Consider the following 24,621-nt stretch of genomic DNA (forward strand, 5'->3'; position numbering starts at 1 on the left):
GTCGTACGTTGCGAGGTCCGAGAAATCTGGGATTTCTGCTCCTAGTACACCAGAAAATTTATTCAACTTCTATGTATAAATTAAAATCAGTTTATGACACAAATATTAAGAAGGCAAAAGCGTGTCATTTTTCTATAAAAAGTACACACCTAGCCGACTTTGCGCCAATTGTAAGTGCATATTTCAACATCTTTTATTACTTATTGAATCCAATAGAAACGCCCGTGAGCACAAAGCAGTATCTTTAGCGCGAATGTCTAGTTTTATTTACTCTCGCTATCTGATACTAATACGGTCAAACAGATGTATAAACTGAATGGAATATCATTTTTTGTGACAGCGTCACTAAAAATGAGTGTATTCAGCAATCAAAAGGATTAACTATGAAATTGAAATTCACTGCCTCAGCGGTTATTGCTGCTGCGCTCACATTAACCGCATGTGCAACATCTCCTACCGGCAGAAATCAAGTATTACTTTATTCAGAAGCCCAGCTCGCACAAATGGGCGATCAAGCTTTTTCAGGTATGAAAGAAGAGCTAAAAATATCGAGTAAAGCAGTACAAAATACCTATGTGGAATGCGTTGCAAACGCCATTACTGCCCAAGTTCCGACAAGCGTTTTTAGTGGTCAATGGGAAGTAGTAGTGTTTGACGATGAACAGGTTAATGCGTTCGCACTGCCCGGCGGAAAAATAGGTGTTTATACAGGCTTGTTAAATGTAGCGGAAAACCAGCACCAGCTTGCTGCGGTAATTGGTCACGAAGTAGGACACGTTATAGCAGAGCATGGTAACGAGCGTATGTCTCAGTCAACGTTGATTAATGTAGGTAGTCAAGCAGTAGGTCAAATATTGGCAGCGAACGAAGTCCCTCAATCAGGTCCGATTATGGCGGCTATTGGTTTAGGCGTGCAAGTAGGTGTTCAGTTACCTTTTAGCAGAACCCATGAATCGGAAGCCGATGTTATCGGTCTTCAATTGATGGCAAAATCCGGGTTTGATCCAAGGCAGTCTGTAAACTTATGGCAAAATATGGATGCGGCGAGCGGCGGAGAACGCCCAATGGAACTATTATCAACTCACCCTGCACCTCAAACAAGAATTGATAACCTACAGGCAAATATGCCCGCTGCCTATGCTGACTACCAGGCCACGGCGTATCGACCTAACTGTAAATAAAAGCACAGCCTTATAGGGCTATACTTTTTTTAGGCAAAAAAAACGCTGCATCAAGCAGCGTTTTTCGTTTTCAAGATAACGATTACTCGCCGTTTTGTTTGTGTAGGTGCACATCCATTTGTGGGAATGGAATTGATATACCTTCTTTATCAAAGCGAAGTTTAACTTGCTCTGTAAAATCGAACTTAACTGCCCAGAAATCTGCAGCATTTACCCAAGGGCGTACTACAAAGTTAACGCTGCTATCAGCAAGTTCAGAAACCGCTACAGTTGGAGCAGGTTCAGCTAAAATTCTGTCGTCTGCTGCAACCATTTCTTGCAATACTTGCTTAGCTTTCAGTAAATCGGCGTCATAACCAATACCAACAACCATATCTACACGGCGAGTATCTTTAGCAGAGTAGTTAGTGATGTTACCGCTATAGATATTACCGTTTGGAACGATAATTTCTTTGTTATCAGGCGTATTCATTGTAGTTGTGAAAATACCAATCTTTTTGATTGATCCAGCAGTACCCGCAGCTTCAACAAAATCACCTGCTTTGAACGGCTTAAATACTAATAGCATTACGCCTGCTGCAAAGTTTTTAAGTGAGTCTTGAAGTGACAGACCAATGGCTAAACCAGCCGCACCTAAAATAGCAACAAGAGAAGTAGTATCCACACCTAGTTGATTCAGTGACGCTACTATAACGAATAACATCAAAATAGCGCTGATTATCGCCTCTAGGAAATCTACTAACATGTCATCATATTTAGACTTAGCCATCAGGCGTCTAAATAAAGACAAAATAAATCCAACTACGATTTTACCGACTACATAAATCGCTATTGCCATTAAAATGTTGATACCCCACGGAATGGCGTAGTCGTTTATGTACCTTTCAACATCACTTGCTGAAAAAAGTGAGAGTTTTTCTTCCATAATATGGTCCTTGTCATGGTTAGTTGTAATTAGCACGTATACGGTAGCAGCTATTCGTATTATCACCAATACACAATAGGTCCAAACAGCATAAATTCGCCCTAAAGTCTAAGCCCTATAGGCCTTTGATAGTGTTAGCATTATCCAAAAGTAGCGATACATAACGCTAATCTTGGGTACAACGTATACCAAAGTTTAAGTATTTTTTTGAATAATTGTCACACACATGTCACTCAACAAATGCACTATTTTACACCGAAGCTTGAATGCGCTTTGTTGTCTTTTTAACTTTGTCGGAAGTTACCGAGTTTTAAGACTTTTTTTTTGATGATTTTTTAGCCTTAAAGTTTTAGACTAAAGTCTCATAAGAACTAAACCAAATTATCGTTTTCGATGTGTTTGTTTTAGTTCTCATGAACGAGCTTTAGCAAACTATGTCACTTAAAGGATTAACGCATGTTGCTTCTCATAACCCTATTTTCGGTTGTTTTGTGTTTATTTTTGTATTCACTTCGCACCGATAAAGGAAAACACACTAAGTATGCAAGAGCGGAATACCGCCCAGCACAAAAATCGAAGCCATCTTCCACAGTGTTGGAAAACTCTTCGAGCAACTCTTCGCCCTCTGCGGCATAGAGTAAACCTACGAGTCAGGTGATTATTAAAGATAGGTCGCGTGTTGCCGTTTGTGTAAGTTTTTCTCCAATTATTTACATGATGCCGTCGACAGCATTGCAACCTGCATATACTGACACGTATCATACGCATCAAAACCAAACACCTGATTCCTTATGCGTATACCAAGAGTTTATTACCCCAACCCCATTCCTTTAGAACAAGAATTTGAATTAACCGAAGATGCGGGTCATCACATCGCTACTGTGCTGCGCATAAAACCCAATCGCCCTATCGTGCTATTTAATGGCGATGGCAACGAATACAGTGCACAAGTCATAAGTGTTCAAAGGAAGAAAGTAACGGTTGAAGCCGATGCATGCCTTTCCTTAGCAAAAGAGTCCCCCCTCCACCTTCACTTAGGTCAAGGTGTTTCTAAGGGCGATAGAATGGACACTGTGTTACAAAAAAGTGTAGAGCTTGGCGTAACAGAAATAACGCCTGTTATTACTGAACGATGCACAGTAAAGCTTGACGAGTCGCGTTGGGAAAAGAAAATTCAGCAGTGGCAGAAAATTATCATTGGAGCCTGTGAACAAAGTGGTCGCAATATTATTCCTGTGCTTAACGCCCCGGTAAATTTAAGTCAGTGGCTGTCCTCATCGACCAATACTACGCGGTTGGTATTAGCACCCGGTGCAGAACAAAGCTTAGTGAGGCAACCCTATAATACGCAAGGCTTTCGACTACTAATAGGTCCAGAAGGCGGGTTATCAGACACAGAAATTCACCAAGCTAACGAAAACGGTTATCAATCGGTAAGTTTAGGCCCACGTATTTTACGTACCGAAACGGCGGCAATTACCAGTTTAAGTATTCTCCAGGCACAACACGGCGACTTTTGAGGATATAGTCTAAACCCTTTTTTTTACAGGCCTATGCTATACCCATAACTTGAAGTATTAGGGTGTGACCCAATATACAAAGATTATCAGCAGGGCTATATGAGCCGGCATTTTATAAACATTCAAGGTGAGAACATTATGCAATATACCGTTGGCGTAATTATGGACCCCATCGCAAGCGTTAAGCCACATAAAGACACAAGCTTTGCGATGATGCTTGAAGCTCAGCGCCGCGGTGCAAAGGTTGTTTATTTCGAACTAAAAGACCTGTATTTAGACAATGGTAAGCCTATGGGGTTGGGCAAAACCGTGTCGGTTAAAGACCAAGCGACAGATTTCTATGCGATTGAAGACGAAGCGACCCTGCATTTAGGGGATATTGATGTTTTACTTATGCGTAAAGACCCGCCTTTTGACAGCGAATTTCTGTACGCTACCCAGATATTGTCGCTAGCGCAAGACGCTGGAGCACTGGTTGTAAATAATCCTCAGGCCCTACGTGACTACAACGAAAAATTGTTTACGTCGTATTTCCCAGAGCATATCCCGAATACTCTAGTTTCGAACAATCAGGCGCTTATTCGTGAGTTTCATGCCAAGCATCAGGATATTATTTGTAAGCCTCTGGATGGCATGGGTGGGGCCTCTATATTTAGAGTAAAACCTGACGGTAATAATTTAGGTGTAATTATTGAAACGCTGACTCATCTAGGCACCCGCTATATGATGGTACAAGAGTACCTTCCAGAGATTAAAGACGGTGACAAGCGTGTATTAATAGTAGATGGTGAAGTGATGCCATACTGCTTAGCGCGACTGCCAACCAAAGGGGAAACAAGAGGCAACTTGGCCGCCGGTGGCACTGGCCGCCCTCAGCCTATTTCTGATTCAGACCGCGCATTGGCTGAAGCCATTGCCCCGACGCTTAAAGAAAATAATATTTTGTTTGTAGGGCTTGATGTCATTGGCAATAAAATTACAGAAATAAACATTACTAGCCCAACGTGCGTAAGAGAAATAGAAGCCGCGTACGACGTAGACATTATGGGCGCACTGTTTGACGCAATTGAAAAGCGCTTAGCCAACAGATAAAACGTGCTTTGCACTAGTCGCTGGCGCGAGAAGCTCAGATAAAGCTCAACATGGGTGAATGCAGGGCCTTTTATACTTAATATTAAAAGGCCCTCTAAAGTAAAAGACGTTAGTAAAATATAGTAGTAAAAAGCAAACTATGACGGAATTAAAAAGCCTACAAAATCACTTTTTGGTCGCAATGCCTAGCTTAGACGATCCCTACTTTTCACGTTCACTCATTTATGTTTGTGAGCACAATGCTGAGGGTGCTATGGGTATTGTGGTAAATCAGCCCTCTACTATGAACGTCAAACAACTTCTTGAACAAACTGATAAAGAGTTAACAGTTTCTGAAGACAAGGCAGAACAAATCGTACTTGCGGGCGGACCGGTCAACCAAGAACGTGGCTTTGTGTTGCATTCGTCGCAAAAGTCTTGGGCTTCGAGTCTTAAACTCGCGCCAGGAATCATGGTTACTACATCAAAGGACATTTTGACAGCTATCGCCAATGATGAGGGCCCAGAAGACGTGCTCATTGCTTTAGGTTACGCCGGGTGGACACCCGGTCAGCTTGAAAAGGAAATGCAGGAAAATGCCTGGCTAACCATAGAAGCGGACGAAGAAATTTTGTTTAACACACCTATGCATAAAAAATGGCAAGCAACCGTAAATAAACTCGGTGTTGATGTATGGCAGCTAGCGCCAGGAGTTGGGCATGCCTGATATAGGAAATCGCACTGTACTGGCGTTCGATTTTGGTACCAAGAGTATTGGTGTAGCGGTAGGTCAAGAAATTACGGGCACTGCCTCACCGCTTGCGGCGGTTAAGGCACGAGACGGCATTCCAGATTGGACATTGATAGAAAAGCTTTATGAAGAATGGCAACCCCATGTTGTCGTTGTGGGTTTACCGCTAAATATGGACGGCACAGAGCAGGAAATGACCCAACGAGCTCGCAAGTTCGCCAATCGACTCCACGGACGTTTTCGTGTTGCAGTGGAAACCTGTGACGAACGTCTTACTACTACAGACGCTAAATCTATGCTGTTTGAGTTAGGTGGCTACAAAAAGCTTACTAAGGATAAAGTGGATAGCGTATCAGCATGCGTGATCTTCACCAGCTGGAGCGAAAGCCAATACGAGTAGCCGCTTTTGCGCTACTCTTTGCTTTTAATTTTTAGTTCCTGTACTTCTATTTTTCCGCGCCGCACTGCCAGCATACATCGAATGCGCTGCCGTTTTCCTCTCCACACGCGTCACATCGCCAGTCTTCACTGCTGTTATTCGTATTACGTGATTTGTGAACGAAGGCCTCGATAACTTTCGACGCTCGCGCATACCAGCTATCGTCGACGAGCCATACTTCCTGCTGAGAATCCTGCCAAGGTAGCTCTCCTATAGCACCACCAGCAAATTCGTTTTTTACCATGTAGGGAATAGACAGCGCATCGAGTTCGCTGCGAACCGCTTGCATTTCAAAAGCGTCTTGTGAGGTGAAAAGTTTTTTCAATGGCTATCCTATTGCAAAAAATAATGCACATCGCGTAAAGCTTATACGAAAAAGCAGCCCTTTAGCTGCTTTTTAAGTAAGAAAACCGAATTACTCAATGACGTAATTATCTAGGTGCCGCTTTTTCAAAGTGTAACTGCAGCACTGAAGAAGCTGCGTCTAGTCATCCATATCAATAGATACATTAGACAAGGTGCCTAAGCTTGAGCCGTCACTGGTATCAAGCTTGATCATTAAGCGCAAATCGTTAGGCGAGTCAGCATGGTGAAGTGCCTGGTCCATATCAATCTTGCCCGCTTTATAAAGGTCATAAAGAGCCATATCAAAGCTTTGCATGCCCTGCTCTTTACCCTTTTTCATAGCTTCTTTTAATGCGCCTATTTCGTTGCGCTGAATAAGATCGCGCACTAACGGCGAGTTAAGCAGTATTTCTATTGCCGCTACCCTGCCCTTACCGTCAGGAGTAGGCACAAGTTGCTGTGCCACAATAGCGCGTATGTTTAAGCTTAAATCGAAACGCAGCTTATCGTGCTGATCTTTAGGTGCTAAATGCATGATACGCTCAATGGCCTGGTTCGCGTTGTTGGCATGCAGTGTGGCTACACATAAATGCCCCGTATCGGCAAACGACATGGCATATTCCATGGTTTCCATTGAGCGAATTTCACCAATAAGAATCACGTCCGGCGCCTGACGCAACGAGCTTTTAAGAGCATCGTCGAAAGACTGGGTATCAATGCCCACTTCACGCTGTGTGATAACACAGTTTTTGTGCTCGTGCACAAACTCAATAGGGTCTTCAATGGTTAATATATGCCCATGAGTGTTTTCATTTCTATGCCCAATAAGTGCCGCGAGCGAGGTTGACTTACCGGTACCTGTCCCACCTACAAATAGAACAAGGCCGCGCTTAGACATAATAATTTCTTTTAATACCCGAGGAAGACCTAAATCATCCGCTTTCGGGATTTGAGTAACAATACGACGGATAACCATACCCGCTTGGTCTCGTTGCCAAAACGCAGAACAACGGAAACGGCCAATGCCATCGCGCACAATAGCAAAATTGCACTCCTTCGACGTATGAAATTCGTCTCGCTGCTTTTCAGTCATCGCTTCGTGAACCAGCGCGAGCGATTCTTCTACCGACGTGGCATTTTCTGTTACTGGGGTAAGTTTGCCGTTGATTTTGGCACTTACCGGAAACTCTGCCGTTATAAACAAATCAGAGGCATTGGTATCAACCATTTTTTGTAATAGTGAATCTAGCATGATGCCCTCTAGAAGTTGTTCATAGACTGTTTATCTACCGACTTTGCCGCCGCATCTTCTTTGCTAATGACCCCCATAGCAACCAATCGCTGTAAGCATTGATCCATGGTTTGCATACCGTGCGCTTGCCCGGTTTGAATAACCGAGTACATCTGCGGCACTTTATCTTCACGAATAAGGTTTCTAATAGCTGGGATGCCCACCATGATCTCGTGAGCAGCAACACGGCCCCCACCTACTTTCTTAAGTAACGTTTGCGATATAACCGCGCGAAGCGACTCCGATAACATTGAGCGCACCATGGCTTTTTCCTCTGCAGGGAACACATCAATGATACGGTCAATGGTTTTCGGTGCTGAATTAGTGTGCAGGGTACCAAATACCAAGTGGCCTGTTTCTGCAGCTGAAATTGCAAGGCGAATGGTTTCTAAGTCACGAAGCTCACCCACCAGAATAACATCTGGATCTTCACGAAGGGCTGAGCGCAGGGCGTTATTAAACGAGTGCGTATCGCGGTGTACTTCACGCTGGTTTACCAAACTAAGTTTATTGTCGTGAACAAATTCAATCGGGTCTTCAATGGTAAGAATATGCTCACGTTTATGCGTATTAATATGATCAACCATGGCTGCTAGGGTGGTACTTTTACCCGAACCTGTAGCGCCAGTGACTAGCACAATTCCGGTAGGCTGATTGATGATGTCTTTAAAAATTTCGGGCGCGCCAAGGTCGTCTAAGGTTAACACCTTGCTAGGAATGGTACGCAGCACCGCCGCGGCACCGCGATTTTGAACAAAGGCATTAACACGAAAACGAGACAAGCCATTTACTTCGAATGAAAAATCGGTTTCTAAGTTTTCTTCGTACTCTTTGCGCTGCATGTCATTCATAATCTCATAAACAAGACCATGAACTTGCTTGTGATCGAGGGCAGGCACGTTAAGTTTACGCATCTCTCCATCTACACGAATAATTGGTGGTAGGCCCGCTGATAAGTGTAAATCTGAGGCGTTATTCTTAACACTGAAAGCCAAAAGTTCGGTAATATCCACAACCACTTCTCCAAAACAAGGTGAATAATGCAAACAATAGCAGAAAGACTAGATTCCGCACGAAAAGGAATAGACCAAGCCGCTACCAGTGCACATCGTCCACCAAAAACCGTTAAATTGCTAGCGGTTAGCAAAACAAAACCCGTATCAGATATCATTGAAGCGTATGAAGCGGGACAACGAATGTTTGGCGAAAACTACGTGCAGGAAGGTGTTGAAAAGGTTCAGGAACTTTCAAGACTCGAAGATATTGAGTGGCATATGATTGGCCCTATTCAGTCAAATAAAACTAAAGTAGTAGCCGAACATTTCGACTGGGTTCAGTCAGTAGACAGAGAGAAAATAGCCCGCCGCCTTAATGAGCAACGCCCAGCCTCAATGCCGCCATTAAACGTATGTATTCAGGTGAACATTGATGATGAAGGCAGTAAGTCTGGCGTAGCGCTCGACGAATTAGCGTCTTTAGTTGAGTTCGTAACGTCACAGGAGCGCCTTTGCTTACGCGGTTTGATGGCTATTCCCAAGGCCAATCCTAGTGAAGAACAACAGCGCGCTACGCTAACTAAGCTAAAAGAATTATTTGACCACTACCATACATCACTGAGCAATTTTGATACCCTATCCGTAGGAATGAGTAGTGATATGGCAGAAGCAATTCAATATGGCTCTACCATGGTTCGAATAGGTACTGCTATTTTTGGTAAACGTACTTAGTGATACCTATCGTGCTGAGCTTTTAGTGAACAGCCATGCTACACAGACTTAAATGCAATCAACAAATAGGATTTACATGCAACAGAAAAAATTAGCATTTATTGGCGCGGGTAACATGAGCCGCAGCATCATCAGTGGTCTTATCAAATCTGGGTATGCGAAAGAAAATATTCTTGCGGCAAACCCGTCCACTCCAAAGTTAGACGGCCTTAAAGCCGAGTTTGGTATTCACACCACTCAATCTAACGATGAAGCTTGCCAATTCGCTGACGCCATTGTGCTTGCGGTAAAACCACAAATTATGGGTGATATGTGCGGCGAACTGCAAAAAAATAACGACCTATCAGGTAAGTTGTTTATGAGCATCGCAGCCGGTCTACCCGTTGCCAGATTACAAGAGATGTTAGGCGGCGAATACCCTGTGGTTCGTATTATGCCAAATACACCAAGCTTGTTAGGCAAAGGCATGTCGGGTATGTACGCCGACGATACAGTGTCTGAGTCTGACAGACAGTACGTAGACGATGTGATGAACAGCGTGGGCGAAACTGTTTGGGTAGATAAAGAAGATGGTATTAACGGTGTTATTGCGGCAGCAGGAAGCAGTCCAGCCTATTTCTTCTTGTTCCTACAAAACATGCAAGAAGAAGCCATGAATATGGGTTTTGACCAAGCCCAGTCACGCCTTATGGTGCAGCAGGCTATGTTGGGTGCAGCTGAAATGGTTTGTAACAACCCAGACCTTGAATTAAGTGAGCTTCGTGCCCAAGTTACGTCAAAGGGCGGCACCACAGCCGAGGCCGTAAATACCTTCATTGATGAAGGCTTAAAAGATATTGTCAGCAGGTCGATGCGGGCAGCCGTAGCGCGCGCTGAAGAAATGGCAAAACAGCTATAACGTTTTAGGAAAAACACAACATGAATGCAACGGTATTTTTGGTTGATACCTTATTTAGCCTTTATTTGATGGTGGTTATTCTGCGCCTTTGGTTACAAATGGTTCAAGCAGACTTTTATAACCCAATGAGTCAATTTGTAGTAAAAGCAACCCACCCTATCGTGGGGCCGTTGCGCCGTGTTATCCCGTCAATCGGCAGGTTCGACACCGCTACCTTTGTATTGGCGATAGCGGTATGCGCGCTTAAACTCGTTACTCTTGGACTTATGTTTGGCGGTACGCTAAACCCCGTAGGCATAGCCGTTTTATCGGTAATTGGCGTGGTAAAAGAAACCCTATCGCTAATGTTCTGGGTATTGCTGTTACGTGCAATTTTAAGTTGGGTATCGCAAGGTCAATCTCCGGTAGACTATGTGCTGTATCAACTAACTGAACCCTTTTTAGCGCCTATTCGCAAAGTCATTCCTCCGCTAGGTGGCCTTGACTTGTCGGTACTGATTGCCATCATCGCATTACAGTTTTTACAGCTTCTGATCCAAGACACTTTCCCTATGTAAACAATGTTTACTACAGGCATCAAAGGTGAAACCTTAGGTCATACAGTATTAGGCAGCGGGTACGCCCGCTGTTTTGTAAAAGAAAAATATGAAGGCAAAGTAAGGTCTATCATGAGTAAAATAAAACAAATTAAGAAAGGGTACGCAGCTCTTCTTGCAATAGCTATAGCTTGCTTAAGCTTCTCTGCATTTGCCGAACAGAAGAAAACGCTCGGCGAATGGGATGTACACTACATGGTCGTAAGTACGCCTTTTTTAACGCCTGAAGTTGCGGCTAATTACGGTATTGTAAGAAGCAAGTTTAACGCGCTGGTCAACATTTCCGTACTCGACAAAGTTTCAGGTGAAGCGCAGCGTGCAGACGTGACAGGTACGGCAAAGAACCTTTTGGGTAACTCGCGAAAGCTAACCTTTAAGAAAGTAGAAGATGGCGATGCTATTTATTACCTCGCAGTACTACCATTTCGCGACCAGGAAACGTTCAGGTTTGAAATAGACGTACAAAAGGGTTCAAGTAAACAGACGCTGAAATTCCAACAAAAAATGTATGTGGATGAATAGGCAACTACAGGTTACTTTCTTAGGCAATATTGTTTACGCATCAAACCTTGCCGACGCTAGTAAATTGTAACCTCTTCTTACTAAACTTAATTTTAAAACTGTTAAAGCGAGATTGCCGATAATCGGTATCTCGCTTTTTTATTGTGTTAAAAAATTGATAACTTCCCTTTACCAAACTGATGCAGTAGTAAATAATCAAAGCAACTGGTCGGGCAAGTTGGATTGTAAAGATTAAAGCATTAGTTACTGAAGCCTGCTGAAGCGCGATTAAAATCAGTTTCTACTTACTTTAATAACTAAACAACATGCTAGATGCCTTCATAGTAAAAAATAGAGAATAAATATGAATACGCCCTCGTCACAGTCTGCACCTCAGACCGCCGCAGCCCATTCTGTAAATACGTCAGAACAGCAGTCACCTTTTTATCCTAACCTATTAGCCCCATTAGATTTGGGTTTTACTACACTTCGTAACCGTACCCTGATGGGCTCGATGCATTTAGGTTTAGAGGAGGAAAAAGGCGGCTTTGATAAACTGGCAGCTTTCTATGCCGAGCGGGCAAAAGGCGGTGCCGGGCTTATTGTGACTGGCGGCATTAGTCCTAACATTTCAGGTTGGGTTGCGCCCTTCGCCGGCAGAATGACGCGCTCTCGTCATGCCAAGAAGCACCGTGTTATTACCGATGCTGTACATAAAGAAGAGGGTAAAATTTGCATGCAAATACTGCATTCGGGTCGCTATGGTTATCACCCGCTTGCTGTTTCCGCTTCACCTATGAAGTCGCCCATTACTCCGTTTAAGCCTCGCGAGCTTTCCTCGCGCGGCGTGAGAAGCACCATTAAAGACTATGTTAAATGTGCTGCCCTTGCCCAACAAGCAGGTTACGACGGTGTGGAAATAATGGGTTCAGAAGGTTACCTCATTAATCAATTCTTTTGTGAACGCACTAACCACAGAAATGATGAATGGGGTGGCAGTTTAGAAAACCGAGCCCGCTTAGCAGTTGAGATCGTTAAAGGTGTGCGAGAGAAAGTAGGTACTAACTTCATTATTATCTATCGGCTGTCTATGCTGGACTTAGTAGAAGGCGGCGCGAAGTGGGATGAAGTCGTGTACTTGGCTAAAGAAATTGAAAAAGCAGGTGCTACGCTTATTAATACCGGTATCGGATGGCACGAGGCCCGCGTTCCCACAATCTCTACATCTGTACCACGTGCAGCGTTTACCTGGATAACCGAACGCATGAAAAAAGAGGTGTCTATCCCTCTTATCACTACTAACCGTATCAACACACCAGAAGTAGCGGAATCGGTATTGGCGCAAGGGCATGCTGACATGGTATCGATGGCCCGCCCTTTCTTGGCTGACGCACACTTTGTGACCAAGGCCATGCGCAATGAATCTAAACTTATCAATACCTGTATTGCCTGCAATCAGGCCTGCCTTGACCATGCCTTTGAGCAAAAGCGGGCAAGCTGTTTGGTAAACCCGCAAGCATGCTATGAAACCGAACTTATCTTTACACCTACGGAAAACAAGAAAAAGCTAGCGGTTGTGGGTGCCGGTCCAGCTGGATTGGCATTTTCAATGTATGCCGCAGAGCGTGGCCACGACGTGCATTTGTTTGATAAAGCCAGTGAAATTGGCGGTCAATTTAATTACGCCAAGCAAGTGCCGGGTAAAGAAGAGTTTTATGAAACCCTGCGTTATTTTGACAATCAGCTAGCGCGGGTTGGCGTATCCATTCACCTTAACACCGAAGTTAATGCAGAAAGCTTGTCAAATGAGGGGTTCGATGAAGTGGTGTTAGCAACAGGCATCAATCCACGTAAACTTGCTATTGAAGGTCACGACCACCCTAAAGTGATGAGTTATTTAGACGTATTGCGTGACCACAAACCGGTGGGCAAAAAAGTGGCAATTGTTGGTGCTGGCGGTATTGGCTTTGACGTAGCAGAGTTCTTAGTTGAGCACGAACACTTAGCTAAGGATAAAGAAAAATGGCTAGCTCACTGGGGTATCGACAAAAATTACTCAGCACCAGGGGCACTTAAAGAAAAGGCGATAGAGCCTTCTGAACGCGAGGTGTATTTGCTACAACGCAAGACCTCGAAGGTGGGCAAAGGCCTAGGTAAAACAACGGGCTGGATCCACAGGCAATCATTGAAACACCACAATGTTCAAATGATAAATGGTGTTAGCTACGAGAAAGTGGACGATGAAGGCCTTCACGTGCTGATTAACGACACACCCAAAGTATTGCCTGTCGATAACATTATTGTATGTGCAGGCCAAGAGCCCTTTAAACCTCTGCAGCAACCTCTAGAAGAGGCAGGATTTAGCGTACACATTATCGGTGGTGCTGACGTCGCGGCAGAACTTGATGCCAAGCGTGCTATTCGTCAGGGCGCTGAACTGGCAGCGCGAATTTAAGCGCGCAGCCAGCTCATAGAAACTCATTCGTTACTGGCTATGTTATTGGCTATTTTGAATAGCCTGTAGCTTGGCGGTGTAAAGCGCTCTGTTCTGCGAAGGCAGTGAAAGAGAGAGCGCTTTTTCCATCATACTTTCAGCTTTGATCACCTCGCCCTGTAAAAAGTAAGTTTTAGCCATAGCCGAGTAACTCTCCCCCAAATAAGGTCCTGTAGCGATGGCTTTATTGAAAAACATTTCTGCCTCTGAAAGCTTACCCTTTGCTAAAAATGCATTACCTAAATCTATCCATCGATAAGGGTTGTCGTCGTCTGTTTTTAAATACATGTCCCCAATCCGCGATAGGGTTTCTACATCGCCTACTTTTTTAAGCAACACTGCGAAATTTGATAGCGTATGTACCGACTGGATATGGTTTTCGATAGCGAACTCATACAACTTCCGAGCTTCTTTTTCGTAGCCATTCGAGCGGTAGAGTACAGCGAGAGAATTTAGCGTAGATGCATTCGCTGTGTTTAACTGCATTGCGCGATACAAATAACTGTAGGCTAAATCAGGGTTGTCACTCATCACTTCAGCAGACATATTTTGGTAGTACATAGAGATAAAATCGGCCTCTGAGATATAAACTCCTCGGTCGTTACGGCTTGATGGAAAATAATCAATGATCGCTCTTCCCCTAAAAACTATGCTATCGCCTGTTTTTTCGGGTTCCGGCCCTAAAATTATGCTTCTAACATGTGTAGACGTAGTGAGTGTCTTTCCAAACCTTCGGTACAGTGGTGGGGTATGGACTTGTTGATAAACTACATCTAGGTTAACGAGCCTGGCAAGAGCTGTAGTTAGCAACGCAAGCGACATACAGTTCCCGTAACGGTTGTTTAAAACATCTTGTGCTTTCAGGGTATCGCCGGCGTAACTAAAATTTGAGACCAGATCGTTTAAGTAGTAAGCGAGGCGAAAATTGGGTGATATATGTGCTTTAGTCGGCGAGTTATAGTAAGAAAGAAAGTGTTGCTTTTGCTGCTCAGACAACGCAAATAATGACTCAGGCTCTTCCACATCAACCCTTACGAACTCCTTAACCTGCCAATCGAATGGTTTTAATTCACTATTGCCCTGAATGTTAGTACTTTTGGTGCTCTGACACGCTACTGTTGTCATCAACGCTATAGCTAGAAATAACGATTTTGTTTTCAACCTGCCCTCCCTCCTCACTTCCTTTTGATTAAGAGTAATAGCTCAAAAAACTTGGCTAGTAAGGTTACAATGGCAATTAAAAGAATTCTTCTTAAAACTGATCGAACATAATAGTGTTGCCGTCGGGGTCTTTTACAATAAAATGACCAGGGCCACTATCGCCTTTCACAGGTACATCCAATGCAATGTCTTGTTCAACTAAGCTAGCTTGAAGTGCTCGAACATCGCTGGGGTTAAAGGTCATAATGTTGTCTTCAAACATACCTTCAAATAAACCAACCATGGTGTTGCCGTTTTTCATCATTAACCATTTGTCTTCTACAGAACCACATGAAGGCATAGCTTCAAAGCCTAATGCTTCGTAGAAGGCTTTCGATTTATTAATATCCTTAACCGTTAAACTTAATGAAAATAACCCTAACTCCACCTTGCGCTCCTTTAAACCTTTAGAAAATTGTACAATTACTACTCTAGTGAAGCTATTCGTCAATATCACTGCTATTGGTCGCAAAAACGAAAAAAGCCAGTAAGGTCTGAAACTTACTGGCTTTATAGTGTTTTAAGCTCTACTTAATTTGCCGCTTTTCACTAACTTTGTTGGCTAGCAATCCAGCGGTCAATTTTCTGTTCAAGAATAGCAAGTGGAATTCCGCCCGTATTCAACACTTGTGCGTGGAACTCTCGAATGTCGAAATCGTTGCCTAATGCTTTTTCCGCGCGAGCGCGCAGCTCTTGAATTTTAAGCGCGCCAACTTTGTAAGACAGCGCTTGTGATGGTATAGCAATATAACGCTCTACTTCTGCCACGACTTCCGTGCGAGTCATGCCTGAGTTTTCGAGCATAAAATCGATAGCTTGTTCACGGCTCCAACCTTTGGCGTGAATCCCCGTATCTACTACCAAACGCATAGCGCGCAGCTGTTCATCCTGAAGCGTGCCGTAACGGTTCCACGGGTCATCAAAAAAGCCCATTTCATAGCCCAAGGTTTCTGAATATAGCGCCCACCCTTCACCGAAGGCTGGTAGGAAGCTAAAGCGCATGAAAGACGGCAGCGCTTCGTTTTCCTGGGCAAGGCTCACTTGGAAATGATGGCCCGGAGCACCTTCATGAAGGTACAAGGTAACGTTGCCTGTAGTTAAACGACTAGGCAAGTCGTAGGCGTTAAAGTAAAAAGTACCAGGGCGAGAGCCATCTGGCGTGCCCGGTTGATAGGATCCACCCGCACTGAATTGCTCAATAGCGGGGTCGTAAGGTTTTATTTCTAACTCAGATTTTGGCAGTAGAGAAAAGTATTGGTCAATTTTTTCATCCACTTCACGACCAATATCATAATAGCTCTGGGTTAGTGCCTCACGGCTTTCAGGTTTGAATTTAGGATCGGTGCGTACATAGTCGAAGAACTCGTTTAATGTTCCTTCAAACTTTACTTCGTCTTTAATTTCAAGCATATCATTTTTGATACGCTTAACTTCTTTTAAACCAAGATTATGCAGCTCATCAGGGGTCATTGGCAGTGTCGTTGACCCTTCCACCATCAATTGATATAGCTTTGCACCACCTTTCATATCGCTAAGGCCGATACTTTCACGGGCAACAGGCAAATACTCGTCGCGAAGGAAATCGCGCATACGCGTGGTTGCATCGTAAATTTCTTGCGTCGCCTTTTCATATTCAGCAGTTAAACGGGCTTTTTCTTCGTCAGAGAAGCTTTCTGGGAACATGGTAATTGGCCCCCAAAATTGTGACTCTTTGATAGGGATAGCCAGCTGAGTATCAAACTGCTTTATCACACGGTCGATAGTTAGCTTAGTTTCAAGCACACCACTTTCCATGCCCTCGCGGAACTTTCCGATAGCGCGGTCAGAAATAGCAATGTAATCCTTATGGCGAGATAAATTATTTTCGTAATCTTCTACTGTTTTAAATGGCGCAGCGCCTTTTCCGCTAGCAAAGGTCGGGTAAAAAGTGTGAAATCCGCTAAAGTGGTTTATAGGGCGCACAGCTGTCAGTGCTTCAATTTCATCGCTCGACATTTTTAGCGAGCGCTCTTGATTGTATTTGAATACATCGTAGGCAAGTTTGTCAGTATCGCTTAGCTTACTGCGGTCAATCTGTTTAAGTTCTGACAAGTTGAGTAATGTGGCCGTTTTTCCCGCTAAAGCGTGAGAGTCTGTAAAGAAATCGCCCATTCTGTCTGCGTAACGCATATCGCCGCGAAAAATGGCCATAATTGGGTTTAGCTCAATATTGCGCTGGTCAGCGGCTGCAAATAACGCAAAAAGCTTCTCGTGCTCAGACGCTTCTTTTGTCACTGATTCACTTGTTGATGGACTCTGCATATCTGCGTGATTGTGTGCATGAGCCACAGCTGAGCTAAGGCCCAGAGCCATAGTTACAGCACTACTTACGAGCAGTGTTTTAAATGCTTTCATTTTTATTCCCTTGTTATTTCGTCGCTGTTTTTGCTTATATTTCGCAAAAAAAGCGCTGTCGTTATGTGTTTTCTAATCTCAGCACGGTTTACTCAGGCAAATGGGCCATCTCTTTTCGCCATGCTTTCTCGTATGCCTCTCGGCCTAATATACGCTCGGCATAAGCGGCTATGTTGTCAGTTTTACCGTTTAGCGTGATATCTAGCTTACTGCCTTTTGCCCACGCCAAAATATGACCTGCTATCACGTCGGCCATGGTAAACATGGTGCCGCATACAAATTCTTTATCGCCCAGCATAGAAGAAAACACCGGCAGTACGCGCTTAAACTCCCATACCGCCACTTCACGCATTTGTTCAAGTCTTTGCTCTTTAGGCAGTGCGAAAGTGTGTTTTGCTAAATTCCAAATGGGCTGCTCTAATTCACTGGTAAGAAACAGCATCATCTCTTCATATTTTGCACGCTCAAAACTGCCTGGCTCTGGGATAAATTCATGCATGCCGTGTCTTTCAGCTAAAAAGGTGACAATAGCAGCAGACTCAGTCAAAGTGCCTTCGGGTGTCGCTAGCGCTGGAATTTTTGCAGCCGGGCTTATAGCTTTGTATTCCTCTGACAGGTGCTGTCCTTGTTTTAGGTCAACCAACTTGTAATCAAAAGGCAAGCCGAGCTCTTCCAATGCCCATGCCACGCGAACCGAGCGGGTTTTCGGATAACCATAAAGTGTATACATGCCTATGTCCTTTGATAGCCTAATTGGTGCTAACTGTAAGTCGAATAGGAGAAAAGTGCCACTACCATATTGTTACTGAGTTTTACCGCGCTACTACAAACTTACCCGCCTTCATTTCATAAAACGCATAAAAAATATAGAAATGCATTCGGTAACTTTTTCATAGGGACGCTATAAGTCTTGCAGCCAACGTAGGGGATTTTTTCAAAATCTGAGAGCTATGTATGGCCTAAAGTTCACAGTGATAAGGCCTTCAGCACCTTTTCTTTTAATTCGCTCGAACTGGTTTATTTTATGCTGTTTAACTTTGTAGTTGCTCGAAAACGAATCATTAATTTAGTGAAGGAGAATACTATGAAGAAACGTTTACTTACTACGTTAGCAGGCTCAATTTCTTTAGTGCTAAGTGCTGGGAGTTTTGCCGGTCATCACGAAGAAGGAAAAGAAGTGATGATGAAAAATTTAGAAACTGGCAATGCTATTGGTACAGTTATGGTGAGTAGTCACGATGATGACGGCGTGGTATTCACACCTAAGCTGTCAGGGTTAACGCCGGGAGTCCATGGCTTCCACGTTCATCAAAATGGAGATTGCTCCTCAGCAATGAAGGATGGAAAAAAGGTGCTAGGTGGCGCAGCTGGCGGTCACTTTGACCCAGAAAATACCGATAAACATAGAGCTCCATGGTCTGAGCGCGGTCATGAAGGCGATCTTCCTGTGCTTTATGTGAACGAAGAAGGCGAGGCTACTCAGCCGATTTTCGCGCCAGAACTTGAACTGGAAGATATTGAAGGTCGTGCGCTGATGGTTCATGCGGGCGGAGATAATTACTCTGATTCACCTAAAAAGCTTGGCGGCGGGGGCGAACGTGTGGCTTGTGGTGTAATTGGAAAATAAATCACTTCTACTCGTGTAGATAGAGGAAAGCGGCTTTGATAAGCCGCTTTTTTTTCACTATTTTTTAAAATGTAAAAGAATAGCCCACTATTCAAGCAGGCGATTTCGGTTAAAACAGTTAGCCCTTATTTAGTCGGTACTCTAACGTAATATTGGCATTCAGTAGTTGAGAAACGGGGCAATTCTCCTTCGCTTCTTGAGCTATTTTTTCAAATTCGTCTTCGGTGATACCGTCAACTTCAGCATCTAACGTCAATGCCGACTGAGTAATTTCAAACCCGTCATCGCTTTTGTCTAGGCTAATTTTGGCTGTTGTATTTAATTCGCCGTCTTCATACCCTGCATCGGATAATGCAAAAGAAAGTGCCATAGTGAAGCAGCTCGCATGGGCTGCGCCAATTAACTCTTCAGGGTTTGTCCCTTTTTCATCTTCAAACCGTGTGTTAAAACCATAAGGCTGATTAGACAAAGCGCCTGTTTCCGTAGAAATGCTGCCCTTCCCTTTTTTACCTAACGGCTTGTAAGCTGCACTACCTGATTTGACTATAGACATATTACCTTCCTTACTTTCGACTTAATTTAATCTGAGCCAAGCTCTTTTAGAGAGCCGAATAACCGACAACCGGCTGCATGAAGTAAAGCAGTGTTTGATCAGCGCTAAACAAAGCTGAACTACCTCACTAAGTGAAATCACAAGTTGTCGCGTATTTTTACTCACACGTACTTGCTGAGATGCAAGTGCTCTGCCGACCGACAGCCTCTTATTCTAAGGCCCTGTCATGGAAGGGATACAGAGCAGTTTGGGGAAATGAAATTGCAGTGACTTTGCTATCAGTGAACGCAGACTACAGAGTCTGATGAAAATTTTACTTACCCTCTTTTGGCATTAATTGTTTTTGATTTTAGTGCGATGCTATTAATCGCTAGCTAAGCTCTTTCTTTTGTAAGCGAGGAAAAGGTGATGCTTCAAACTGCAGTGAAATAAATTGCAGCCTAAACCGTTCTTTATCTAATACTCGTATATGTTCACTAACATAGCCTCACTTTATAAGTCGAAAAGCTTAAAAGGAAAACTTAGCCATAGCGCATAGCTCTATGGCTCTGTCAAAACGTAAAAGGTACAAGATGAAATCTACAATCGCCGCAGTATTGTTCGGCGCAACTTTGAGTGCCGCGGTATTTACACCATCGACAAAAGCCGATGAAGCTATTTTAGCGGGAGGCTGCTTTTGGTGTATGGAATCTGACTTTGAAAAATTAGAAGGCGTAACCGACGTAGTTTCTGGGTTTACTGGTGGAAGTGCACCAAACCCTACCTATAACGGCAATCACAAAGGGCATTATGAAGCGGTCAAAATCACTTATGACGGTGAAGTGCTTTCTTATAAAGATATACTCGATCATTTTTGGGTAAATATTGACCCTTTTGATGACCGAGGCCAGTTTTGTGATAAAGGCACCAGCTACTTGAGCGCTATTTTTGTTGCGAACGATAAAGAACGCGCTATCGCCGAAAAAACAAAAGCTGACGTAATCTCCCAGTTTCCGAATAAAGACGTGGTAACACCAATACTCGATGCTTCCACCTTTTATCCAATTAAGGGTGATGAAATAGGGCACCAAGATTTTTATAAGAAAAGCCCTGTTCGCTACAAATTTTACCGTTGGAACTGTGGTCGCGACCAGCGCTTAAAAGAAGTCTGGGGTGACAAAGCCATGGGAGGCTAACTATCAATTAACTTTTCCATTTAGCCTGCGTTATATCTATAGAAAATGTAAAGCGCACCAATAAATTACGCCAAAAACGGCGACACCCGAAAAGACAGGTAGGCCCAATGTTTTGGTTTTTCTCCAAACGAGTATTGTTATGGCTGTTGCCACAACTGTTGCTATCCAACTAGACGTTGACGGAACCTTAGGAACAAGGGAAGCCCCTAACATAGCAGCTATCATTAATGGTCCTAGCACACTCAACCATGTAGGCAGGCGCGCTTCTGAATTGTTGGCTTTGTGTTTATTGAAGTGACGCTGTGTCCATAACAATGGTGCAACGCGCAATGCATAGGTGCCTATAGCCGCTACGATAATTGCTACCCAAATATCAGTTTGCATGAGACGGTTTCCTTCCGACATGGGAGGTAAGAACATAAAATGTAAGCGCACCAAACAGTGCAGCTAAAGGAATAGCCGCATTTTTGAAACTACTAAGTGCAATGAAAAGGGCGATGGAGATAGTGACCAATAAGGTAACAACCCATTGTTTACTAGAAAACTTTGGCGCTAGCAGAACGAGAAATAAGGCTGGTAAGGCAAACGGCATTACACTATCTAAGACAGGCCATTTCTGTGTAAGCGAATCTCCAGCTAACCCGCCAAGCGCAGTACCTAAAATCCAACTAAACCACGCCACCATTGAAACACCTTTAAACCAATCAACTTTCTTTGCGTCTTCCATAGAGGGTAAACGTGTATGGGCTAGCGCAAAAATTTGATCGGTAAGCCCATGCATTAAATAGGGCCACGCCTTACTCTGTGGTAAGTAAGGCACTAAATTGGGCGCGTAAACCACATGGCGTACATTAACTAATAACGTCATACACACCGCTAGCCAAAGGGGTGCACCTGAAGCCACCATGGCAACTAGAAGAAACTGCGACGCGCCAGCATAAATGAACACAGAGATCAGCGTTGCTTCTAATGTTGAAAAGCCAGCTTGAATAGCGATAACGCCGAATGAAATAGCAACCGGGATATACCCTCCTAGCAAGGGTAACCCATCTATAATCCCCTGCTTAAGCCCACTTTTTGAAGAAATTTGGCTCATTCCGTTGCCTCTTTGTGATAAACGATAGTGATAAGGCAGGTTGCCCAGTCATCTTGAGTTTTGTAGACGTGAGGTAAATCAGCCCTAAAGTCGGTAATTTGGCCGGGTAGCAGTAGCTGAGTACTGCCCATATTCCCGGCTTCTAAGGAACCGCTTATTACCGTAATGGTTTCTTTTGTTCCGGCCGCGTGAGCTTCGGCTTCTCGCAATGTATTAGGTGCGACCGACATCCAGTAAGCATCAACATTAGGTACACCCTGCCCTTGTTCAATAAGACGCACTTCCACCCCATTCTCTCCTACGCTTGTGCTAAGGGGCTGAACAAGCTGACCAAAGGGCACGTCTAGTTGTTTGGCCAATCGCCAAATCGTATCTAACGTCGGATTGCCGTTGCCCTGCTCTAGCCTAGAGAGGTTAGATTTTGCAATACCTGCACCTGCGGCTAATTGAGACAGAGAGACACCTTTATCTTGCCTAAGTTTCTGCAGATGCCTACCTAAAATATTGAGGGTAGATTGATTCACTCGTTGCCAAACCAGTTTGTTCCATTTAAAGAACGTTCTATATATAGAACGCAGTAAAGTCAAGAAGTTTATTTTTTATACGAATAATCATTAAAAGATAAAACCAGCTATGACAGCTAGCCCTGCATAAAATGTTAATAGTTAGCTGAGTAAAAACAAAAGATGTCGAGGGCTTTTACGCACAGAAAACAACCACTTTAGTATTGAGTTAGCTCTCATGTGTATTACTGAAAAAATGACGTGAATCAAATCATTAACAAACACACTACATTTAAAGCGCTGAAATGATTAAGAAATCTTATCAGCTACCGTTACTAAATAGTCATTCGCTGCTAAGATCTCAGCTTATTAATGAATGAACAAAGCACAAGCTTGGGGCTTTTGGCCTTTTTTGAATAACCAAAGCAATAGCTTTTAAAAATAGAAAGCCGGCAAACATACCATTTGCCGGTTTTTGTATTTTAACCTTGTGCAAGTGCGCCATGCTCAAGCAGCAAGCAAGCGACTGAATGGTACGATATGAAGGAAAAAAGATAGTTTATGGCGAATCAAACTGACAATATCACTTCTACTCAGGCAGCGTATAAGGGAGCCCGTTCGGAAGAGCAATCAGCGGCAGAAGAATATTCACTGGCGACAATTACATTCTGGCTAGCTTTCGGTACTTTCGTAATAGGTTGCAGCGAATTTGCGGCAATGGGTTTACTGCCTTACTTTGCTGAAGATTTTGGTATCACGGAAAACGTTGCGGGCCATGCGATTAGTGCCTATGCCATTGGCGTTGTAGTAGGCGCGCCGCTTATCACTATTTTCTTTTCTCGCCTCGCCAGGCGCACCATGCTTATTTCAATGATGGTCTTTTATGCTGCCGGAAACTTGCTAACAGCACTAGCATGGTCAGAATGGACAATGAATATAGCTCGCTTTATTGCTGGTCTTCCACACGGCGCTTATTTCGGTATTGCCATGCTTTTTGCCGCTGACATTGCTGGTAAGAACAAGCGTGCACAAGCAGTCAGTAACATCATTTTGGGCTTAGCCATCGCTAATATAATAGGTGTTCCATCAATTAGTGGCATCGGGCAAATGTTCGGGTGGAGAACCGGTTTCTTTATGATTTCAGCCTTTGCCTTAGTCACCGCATTAATGGTGTGGAAAACTGCACCATACCGCGGACCAAACCCGGATGCCAACCCGTTGACTGAGCTTAAAGCGCTAAAAAACAAAGATGTGCTGCTGGTTCTACTTATGGGCGCAATTGGCTTTGGGGGCATGTTCTCTGTGTATTCTTACTTCAGTGCCTCATACTTAAACACGACCTCAGCACCTGAATGGGGAATCTCTGCAACCTTGCTTATCTATGGCATTGGCGTAACCCTCGGCAACATTATTGCGGGTAGATATTCTGAAGGCAGATTACTGACATCAGCTATCGTTTTTCAGGTTCTATTGGGCTTATCTGCAGCCGCATACGCCGCGTCTATGGGCAACCCTTACCTGATGGCAGCCTCACTGTTTTTTATTGGCATCGGCGGCGGTATGGTCGTGCCATTGCAAACACGCTTGATGGACGTAGCTGGCGAAGCGCAAACTTTGGCAGGCGCCATGAACCATGCAGCATTTAATACCGCTAATGCGCTTGGGCCTTGGTTGGCTGGAATGACGCTGTCAGCGGGTTACGGCTATACATCAACGGGTTGGGTAGGCCTAGCGCTTGCCGGTGGTGGCGTGTTGATATGGCTAGCCATTGTTATGACTGCTCGCAATACCCGAGAGCGAGCAACAGCATTATCTAGCTGAGTTACCTGTTAGTGCTGACAACAATGGTTGTCAGCACTGCTCTAATTCTCAAAACAAAAGTTTAAAAATAAGACAAAGTTTTGCTATTTAGTTAACTCAACTATTAACGGTCGTCGTTTTCGAGTTCGGAATTATTGCGAGAAACACTTCCCCATACATCTTCTGGGATGTCTCTTTTATGCGCGGGAGCATCGTCTATTGCTGCTTGCTTCTTCTCTTGATTTGACCATTTAACTCGAATCTTTTTACCTTCGATAACTTTGGCGTTAAGCGTTTTAATCGCTTTATCGGTTTCTTCTTGGGTACTCATTTCAACGAAGCCGAAGCCTTTAGATAAACCCGAGGCCTCATCCATCACTAGGTCGCATGACTCTATAGTGCCAAACTCAAAAAACAAATCTTCAAGATTTTCATGAGTAAATGATTTGGGTAAATTACGAACTAATATGCTCAAGTTTGTGCCTTACTTTGTGGCTGAAAAGTACTATGCGTATTGTAGCATGCAGCAGTTAG

General features: G+C 43.8%; 26 protein-coding genes. 13 read left to right on the plus strand and 13 right to left on the minus strand.

Annotated features, from left to right (window positions below):
- The first annotated feature begins 383 nt into the window (after window positions 1–383).
- Window positions 384–1,181, plus strand: a complete 798-nt coding sequence (locus tag ACYX4W_RS18195) for a M48 family metallopeptidase (protein WP_476074131.1) — start codon at window positions 384–386, stop codon at window positions 1,179–1,181.
- 82 nt (window positions 1,182–1,263) lie between these two features.
- On the opposite strand, the gene ACYX4W_RS18200 is transcribed toward ACYX4W_RS18195, so the two are convergent.
- The gene (locus tag ACYX4W_RS18200; RefSeq protein ID WP_476074132.1) at window positions 1,264–2,106 is read right to left on the minus strand and encodes a mechanosensitive ion channel family protein; all 843 of its coding nucleotides are present in this window, start codon (window positions 2,104–2,106) and stop codon (window positions 1,264–1,266) included.
- Between the two features lie 791 nt (window positions 2,107–2,897).
- Here ACYX4W_RS18200 and ACYX4W_RS18205 point away from each other — a divergent pair.
- From ACYX4W_RS18205 to ruvX, 4 genes are all read left to right on the plus strand, one after another.
- The gene (locus tag ACYX4W_RS18205; protein ID WP_474854958.1) at window positions 2,898–3,626 is read left to right on the plus strand and encodes a 16S rRNA (uracil(1498)-N(3))-methyltransferase; all 729 of its coding nucleotides are present in this window, start codon (window positions 2,898–2,900) and stop codon (window positions 3,624–3,626) included.
- A gap of 138 nt (window positions 3,627–3,764) precedes the next feature.
- Window positions 3,765–4,718 (plus strand): glutathione synthase, encoded by a 954-nt coding sequence (gene gshB, locus ACYX4W_RS18210; RefSeq protein WP_476075498.1) that lies wholly within the window; start codon window positions 3,765–3,767, stop codon window positions 4,716–4,718.
- 139 nt (window positions 4,719–4,857) lie between these two features.
- Complete coding sequence (locus tag ACYX4W_RS18215; RefSeq protein WP_476074133.1) at window positions 4,858–5,424, plus strand: YqgE/AlgH family protein; 567 nt, start codon at window positions 4,858–4,860, stop codon at window positions 5,422–5,424.
- Window positions 5,417–5,848 (plus strand): Holliday junction resolvase RuvX, encoded by a 432-nt coding sequence (gene ruvX, locus ACYX4W_RS18220; protein WP_476074134.1) that lies wholly within the window; start codon window positions 5,417–5,419, stop codon window positions 5,846–5,848. The genes ACYX4W_RS18215 and ruvX overlap by 8 nt, the downstream gene beginning before the upstream one ends.
- A 46-nt stretch (window positions 5,849–5,894) precedes the next feature.
- Here ruvX and ACYX4W_RS18225 read toward each other — a convergent pair whose 3' ends face one another.
- The 3 genes from ACYX4W_RS18225 to ACYX4W_RS18235 all read right to left on the minus strand — a co-directional run bounded on the left by ACYX4W_RS18225 (window position 5,895) and on the right by ACYX4W_RS18235 (window position 8,536).
- On the minus strand, window positions 5,895–6,212 hold the full coding sequence (locus ACYX4W_RS18225; protein WP_476074135.1) for a putative signal transducing protein: 318 nt from the start codon (window positions 6,210–6,212) through the stop codon (window positions 5,895–5,897).
- A 159-nt stretch (window positions 6,213–6,371) separates the two neighbouring features.
- Entirely contained in the window at window positions 6,372–7,484 is a 1,113-nt protein-coding gene (locus ACYX4W_RS18230) for a PilT/PilU family type 4a pilus ATPase (protein WP_474805322.1), read from the minus strand.
- Between the two features lie 8 nt (window positions 7,485–7,492).
- Window positions 7,493–8,536: a type IV pilus twitching motility protein PilT gene (locus ACYX4W_RS18235; protein ID WP_179984303.1), complete on the minus strand. Its 1,044-nt coding sequence runs from the start codon at window positions 8,534–8,536 to the stop codon at window positions 7,493–7,495.
- Window positions 8,537–8,563: 27 nt separating this feature from the next.
- Here ACYX4W_RS18235 and ACYX4W_RS18240 point away from each other — a divergent pair, with 27 nt between their 5' ends.
- The 5 genes from ACYX4W_RS18240 to ACYX4W_RS18260 all read left to right on the plus strand — a co-directional run bounded on the left by ACYX4W_RS18240 (window position 8,564) and on the right by ACYX4W_RS18260 (window position 13,700).
- Window positions 8,564–9,250, plus strand: a complete 687-nt coding sequence (locus ACYX4W_RS18240; protein WP_476074136.1) for a YggS family pyridoxal phosphate-dependent enzyme — start codon at window positions 8,564–8,566, stop codon at window positions 9,248–9,250.
- Window positions 9,251–9,326: 76 nt separating this feature from the next.
- Window positions 9,327–10,148, plus strand: coding sequence for a pyrroline-5-carboxylate reductase (gene proC, locus ACYX4W_RS18245; RefSeq protein ID WP_476074137.1), 822 nt, complete (start codon window positions 9,327–9,329; stop codon window positions 10,146–10,148).
- Between the two features lie 20 nt (window positions 10,149–10,168).
- The gene (locus ACYX4W_RS18250) at window positions 10,169–10,705 is read left to right on the plus strand and encodes a YggT family protein (RefSeq protein WP_474854951.1); all 537 of its coding nucleotides are present in this window, start codon (window positions 10,169–10,171) and stop codon (window positions 10,703–10,705) included.
- Window positions 10,706–10,816: 111 nt separating this feature from the next.
- Window positions 10,817–11,266, plus strand: coding sequence for a DUF4426 domain-containing protein (locus ACYX4W_RS18255; protein WP_474854949.1), 450 nt, complete (start codon window positions 10,817–10,819; stop codon window positions 11,264–11,266).
- Window positions 11,267–11,609: 343 nt separating this feature from the next.
- On the plus strand, window positions 11,610–13,700 hold the full coding sequence (locus ACYX4W_RS18260) for an oxidoreductase (RefSeq protein ID WP_474854947.1): 2,091 nt from the start codon (window positions 11,610–11,612) through the stop codon (window positions 13,698–13,700).
- 42 nt (window positions 13,701–13,742) lie between these two features.
- On the opposite strand, the gene ACYX4W_RS18265 is transcribed toward ACYX4W_RS18260, so the two are convergent.
- The 4 genes from ACYX4W_RS18265 to ACYX4W_RS18280 all read right to left on the minus strand — a co-directional run bounded on the left by ACYX4W_RS18265 (window position 13,743) and on the right by ACYX4W_RS18280 (window position 18,063).
- Window positions 13,743–14,900, minus strand: a complete 1,158-nt coding sequence (locus tag ACYX4W_RS18265; RefSeq protein ID WP_474854945.1) for a tetratricopeptide repeat protein — start codon at window positions 14,898–14,900, stop codon at window positions 13,743–13,745.
- 91 nt (window positions 14,901–14,991) lie between these two features.
- Window positions 14,992–15,327, minus strand: coding sequence for a VOC family protein (locus ACYX4W_RS18270; protein ID WP_474854943.1), 336 nt, complete (start codon window positions 15,325–15,327; stop codon window positions 14,992–14,994).
- Window positions 15,328–15,488: 161 nt separating this feature from the next.
- Window positions 15,489–17,333 (minus strand): DUF885 domain-containing protein, encoded by a 1,845-nt coding sequence (locus ACYX4W_RS18275; RefSeq protein WP_476074138.1) that lies wholly within the window; start codon window positions 17,331–17,333, stop codon window positions 15,489–15,491.
- Window positions 17,334–17,421: 88 nt separating this feature from the next.
- Window positions 17,422–18,063, minus strand: coding sequence for a glutathione S-transferase family protein (locus ACYX4W_RS18280; RefSeq protein ID WP_476074139.1), 642 nt, complete (start codon window positions 18,061–18,063; stop codon window positions 17,422–17,424).
- A 354-nt stretch (window positions 18,064–18,417) separates the two neighbouring features.
- Here ACYX4W_RS18280 and sodC point away from each other — a divergent pair, with 354 nt between their 5' ends.
- Window positions 18,418–18,960, plus strand: a complete 543-nt coding sequence (gene sodC / locus ACYX4W_RS18285) for a superoxide dismutase [Cu-Zn] SodC (protein ID WP_476074140.1) — start codon at window positions 18,418–18,420, stop codon at window positions 18,958–18,960.
- A 118-nt stretch (window positions 18,961–19,078) separates the two neighbouring features.
- Here sodC and ACYX4W_RS18290 read toward each other — a convergent pair whose 3' ends face one another.
- Entirely contained in the window at window positions 19,079–19,513 is a 435-nt protein-coding gene (locus ACYX4W_RS18290; protein WP_118492719.1) for an OsmC family protein, read from the minus strand.
- A gap of 572 nt (window positions 19,514–20,085) precedes the next feature.
- Between ACYX4W_RS18290 and msrA the strand changes: the two genes are divergently transcribed.
- On the plus strand, window positions 20,086–20,688 hold the full coding sequence (gene msrA, locus ACYX4W_RS18295) for a peptide-methionine (S)-S-oxide reductase MsrA (protein ID WP_476074141.1): 603 nt from the start codon (window positions 20,086–20,088) through the stop codon (window positions 20,686–20,688).
- Between the two features lie 36 nt (window positions 20,689–20,724).
- Here the strand turns inward: msrA and ACYX4W_RS18300 are convergent, their stop codons facing one another.
- From ACYX4W_RS18300 to ACYX4W_RS18310, 3 genes are read right to left on the minus strand one after another with little or no spacing between them, the layout of a single operon-like run.
- Window positions 20,725–21,072: an AzlD domain-containing protein gene (locus ACYX4W_RS18300; RefSeq protein ID WP_476074142.1), complete on the minus strand. Its 348-nt coding sequence runs from the start codon at window positions 21,070–21,072 to the stop codon at window positions 20,725–20,727.
- The gene (locus ACYX4W_RS18305) at window positions 21,062–21,784 is read right to left on the minus strand and encodes an AzlC family ABC transporter permease (protein WP_476055978.1); all 723 of its coding nucleotides are present in this window, start codon (window positions 21,782–21,784) and stop codon (window positions 21,062–21,064) included. The genes ACYX4W_RS18300 and ACYX4W_RS18305 overlap by 11 nt, the downstream gene beginning before the upstream one ends.
- The gene (locus ACYX4W_RS18310) at window positions 21,781–22,308 is read right to left on the minus strand and encodes a helix-turn-helix domain-containing protein (RefSeq protein ID WP_476055977.1); all 528 of its coding nucleotides are present in this window, start codon (window positions 22,306–22,308) and stop codon (window positions 21,781–21,783) included. Before ACYX4W_RS18310 ends, ACYX4W_RS18305 begins: the two co-directional genes overlap by 4 nt.
- Before the next feature lie 540 nt (window positions 22,309–22,848).
- Here ACYX4W_RS18310 and ACYX4W_RS18315 point away from each other — a divergent pair.
- Window positions 22,849–24,108, plus strand: coding sequence for an MFS transporter (locus tag ACYX4W_RS18315; protein ID WP_476074143.1), 1,260 nt, complete (start codon window positions 22,849–22,851; stop codon window positions 24,106–24,108).
- A 103-nt stretch (window positions 24,109–24,211) separates the two neighbouring features.
- Here ACYX4W_RS18315 and ACYX4W_RS18320 read toward each other — a convergent pair whose 3' ends face one another.
- The gene (locus ACYX4W_RS18320) at window positions 24,212–24,562 is read right to left on the minus strand and encodes an RNA recognition motif domain-containing protein (RefSeq protein WP_474805305.1); all 351 of its coding nucleotides are present in this window, start codon (window positions 24,560–24,562) and stop codon (window positions 24,212–24,214) included.
- Between the last annotated feature and the right edge of the window lie 59 nt (window positions 24,563–24,621).

Source organism: Alteromonas sp. ABH4_454, from assembly GCF_056311775.1.

Bases quoted from the DNA above. Each gene is read 5' to 3' on its own strand.
- ACYX4W_RS18195 (WP_476074131.1), top strand. From the start codon at position 384: ATGAAATTGAAATTCACTGCCTCAGCGGTTATTGCTGCTGCGCTCACA.
- ACYX4W_RS18200 (WP_476074132.1), bottom strand. From the start codon at position 2,106: ATGGAAGAAAAACTCTCACTTTTTTCAGCAAGTGATGTTGAAAGGTAC.
- ACYX4W_RS18205 (WP_474854958.1), top strand. From the start codon at position 2,898: ATGCGTATACCAAGAGTTTATTACCCCAACCCCATTCCTTTAGAACAA.
- gshB (WP_476075498.1), top strand. From the start codon at position 3,765: ATGCAATATACCGTTGGCGTAATTATGGACCCCATCGCAAGCGTTAAG.
- ACYX4W_RS18215 (WP_476074133.1), top strand. From the start codon at position 4,858: ATGACGGAATTAAAAAGCCTACAAAATCACTTTTTGGTCGCAATGCCT.
- ruvX (WP_476074134.1), top strand. From the start codon at position 5,417: ATGCCTGATATAGGAAATCGCACTGTACTGGCGTTCGATTTTGGTACC.
- ACYX4W_RS18230 (WP_474805322.1), bottom strand. From the start codon at position 7,484: ATGCTAGATTCACTATTACAAAAAATGGTTGATACCAATGCCTCTGAT.
- ACYX4W_RS18240 (WP_476074136.1), top strand. From the start codon at position 8,564: ATGCAAACAATAGCAGAAAGACTAGATTCCGCACGAAAAGGAATAGAC.
- proC (WP_476074137.1), top strand. From the start codon at position 9,327: ATGCAACAGAAAAAATTAGCATTTATTGGCGCGGGTAACATGAGCCGC.
- ACYX4W_RS18250 (WP_474854951.1), top strand. From the start codon at position 10,169: ATGAATGCAACGGTATTTTTGGTTGATACCTTATTTAGCCTTTATTTG.
- ACYX4W_RS18255 (WP_474854949.1), top strand. From the start codon at position 10,817: ATGAGTAAAATAAAACAAATTAAGAAAGGGTACGCAGCTCTTCTTGCA.
- ACYX4W_RS18260 (WP_474854947.1), top strand. From the start codon at position 11,610: ATGAATACGCCCTCGTCACAGTCTGCACCTCAGACCGCCGCAGCCCAT.
- ACYX4W_RS18275 (WP_476074138.1), bottom strand. From the start codon at position 17,333: ATGAAAGCATTTAAAACACTGCTCGTAAGTAGTGCTGTAACTATGGCT.
- ACYX4W_RS18280 (WP_476074139.1), bottom strand. From the start codon at position 18,063: ATGTATACACTTTATGGTTATCCGAAAACCCGCTCGGTTCGCGTGGCA.
- sodC (WP_476074140.1), top strand. From the start codon at position 18,418: ATGAAGAAACGTTTACTTACTACGTTAGCAGGCTCAATTTCTTTAGTG.
- ACYX4W_RS18290 (WP_118492719.1), bottom strand. From the start codon at position 19,513: ATGTCTATAGTCAAATCAGGTAGTGCAGCTTACAAGCCGTTAGGTAAA.
- msrA (WP_476074141.1), top strand. From the start codon at position 20,086: ATGAAATCTACAATCGCCGCAGTATTGTTCGGCGCAACTTTGAGTGCC.
- ACYX4W_RS18300 (WP_476074142.1), bottom strand. From the start codon at position 21,072: ATGCAAACTGATATTTGGGTAGCAATTATCGTAGCGGCTATAGGCACC.
- ACYX4W_RS18305 (WP_476055978.1), bottom strand. From the start codon at position 21,784: ATGAGCCAAATTTCTTCAAAAAGTGGGCTTAAGCAGGGGATTATAGAT.
- ACYX4W_RS18315 (WP_476074143.1), top strand. From the start codon at position 22,849: ATGGCGAATCAAACTGACAATATCACTTCTACTCAGGCAGCGTATAAG.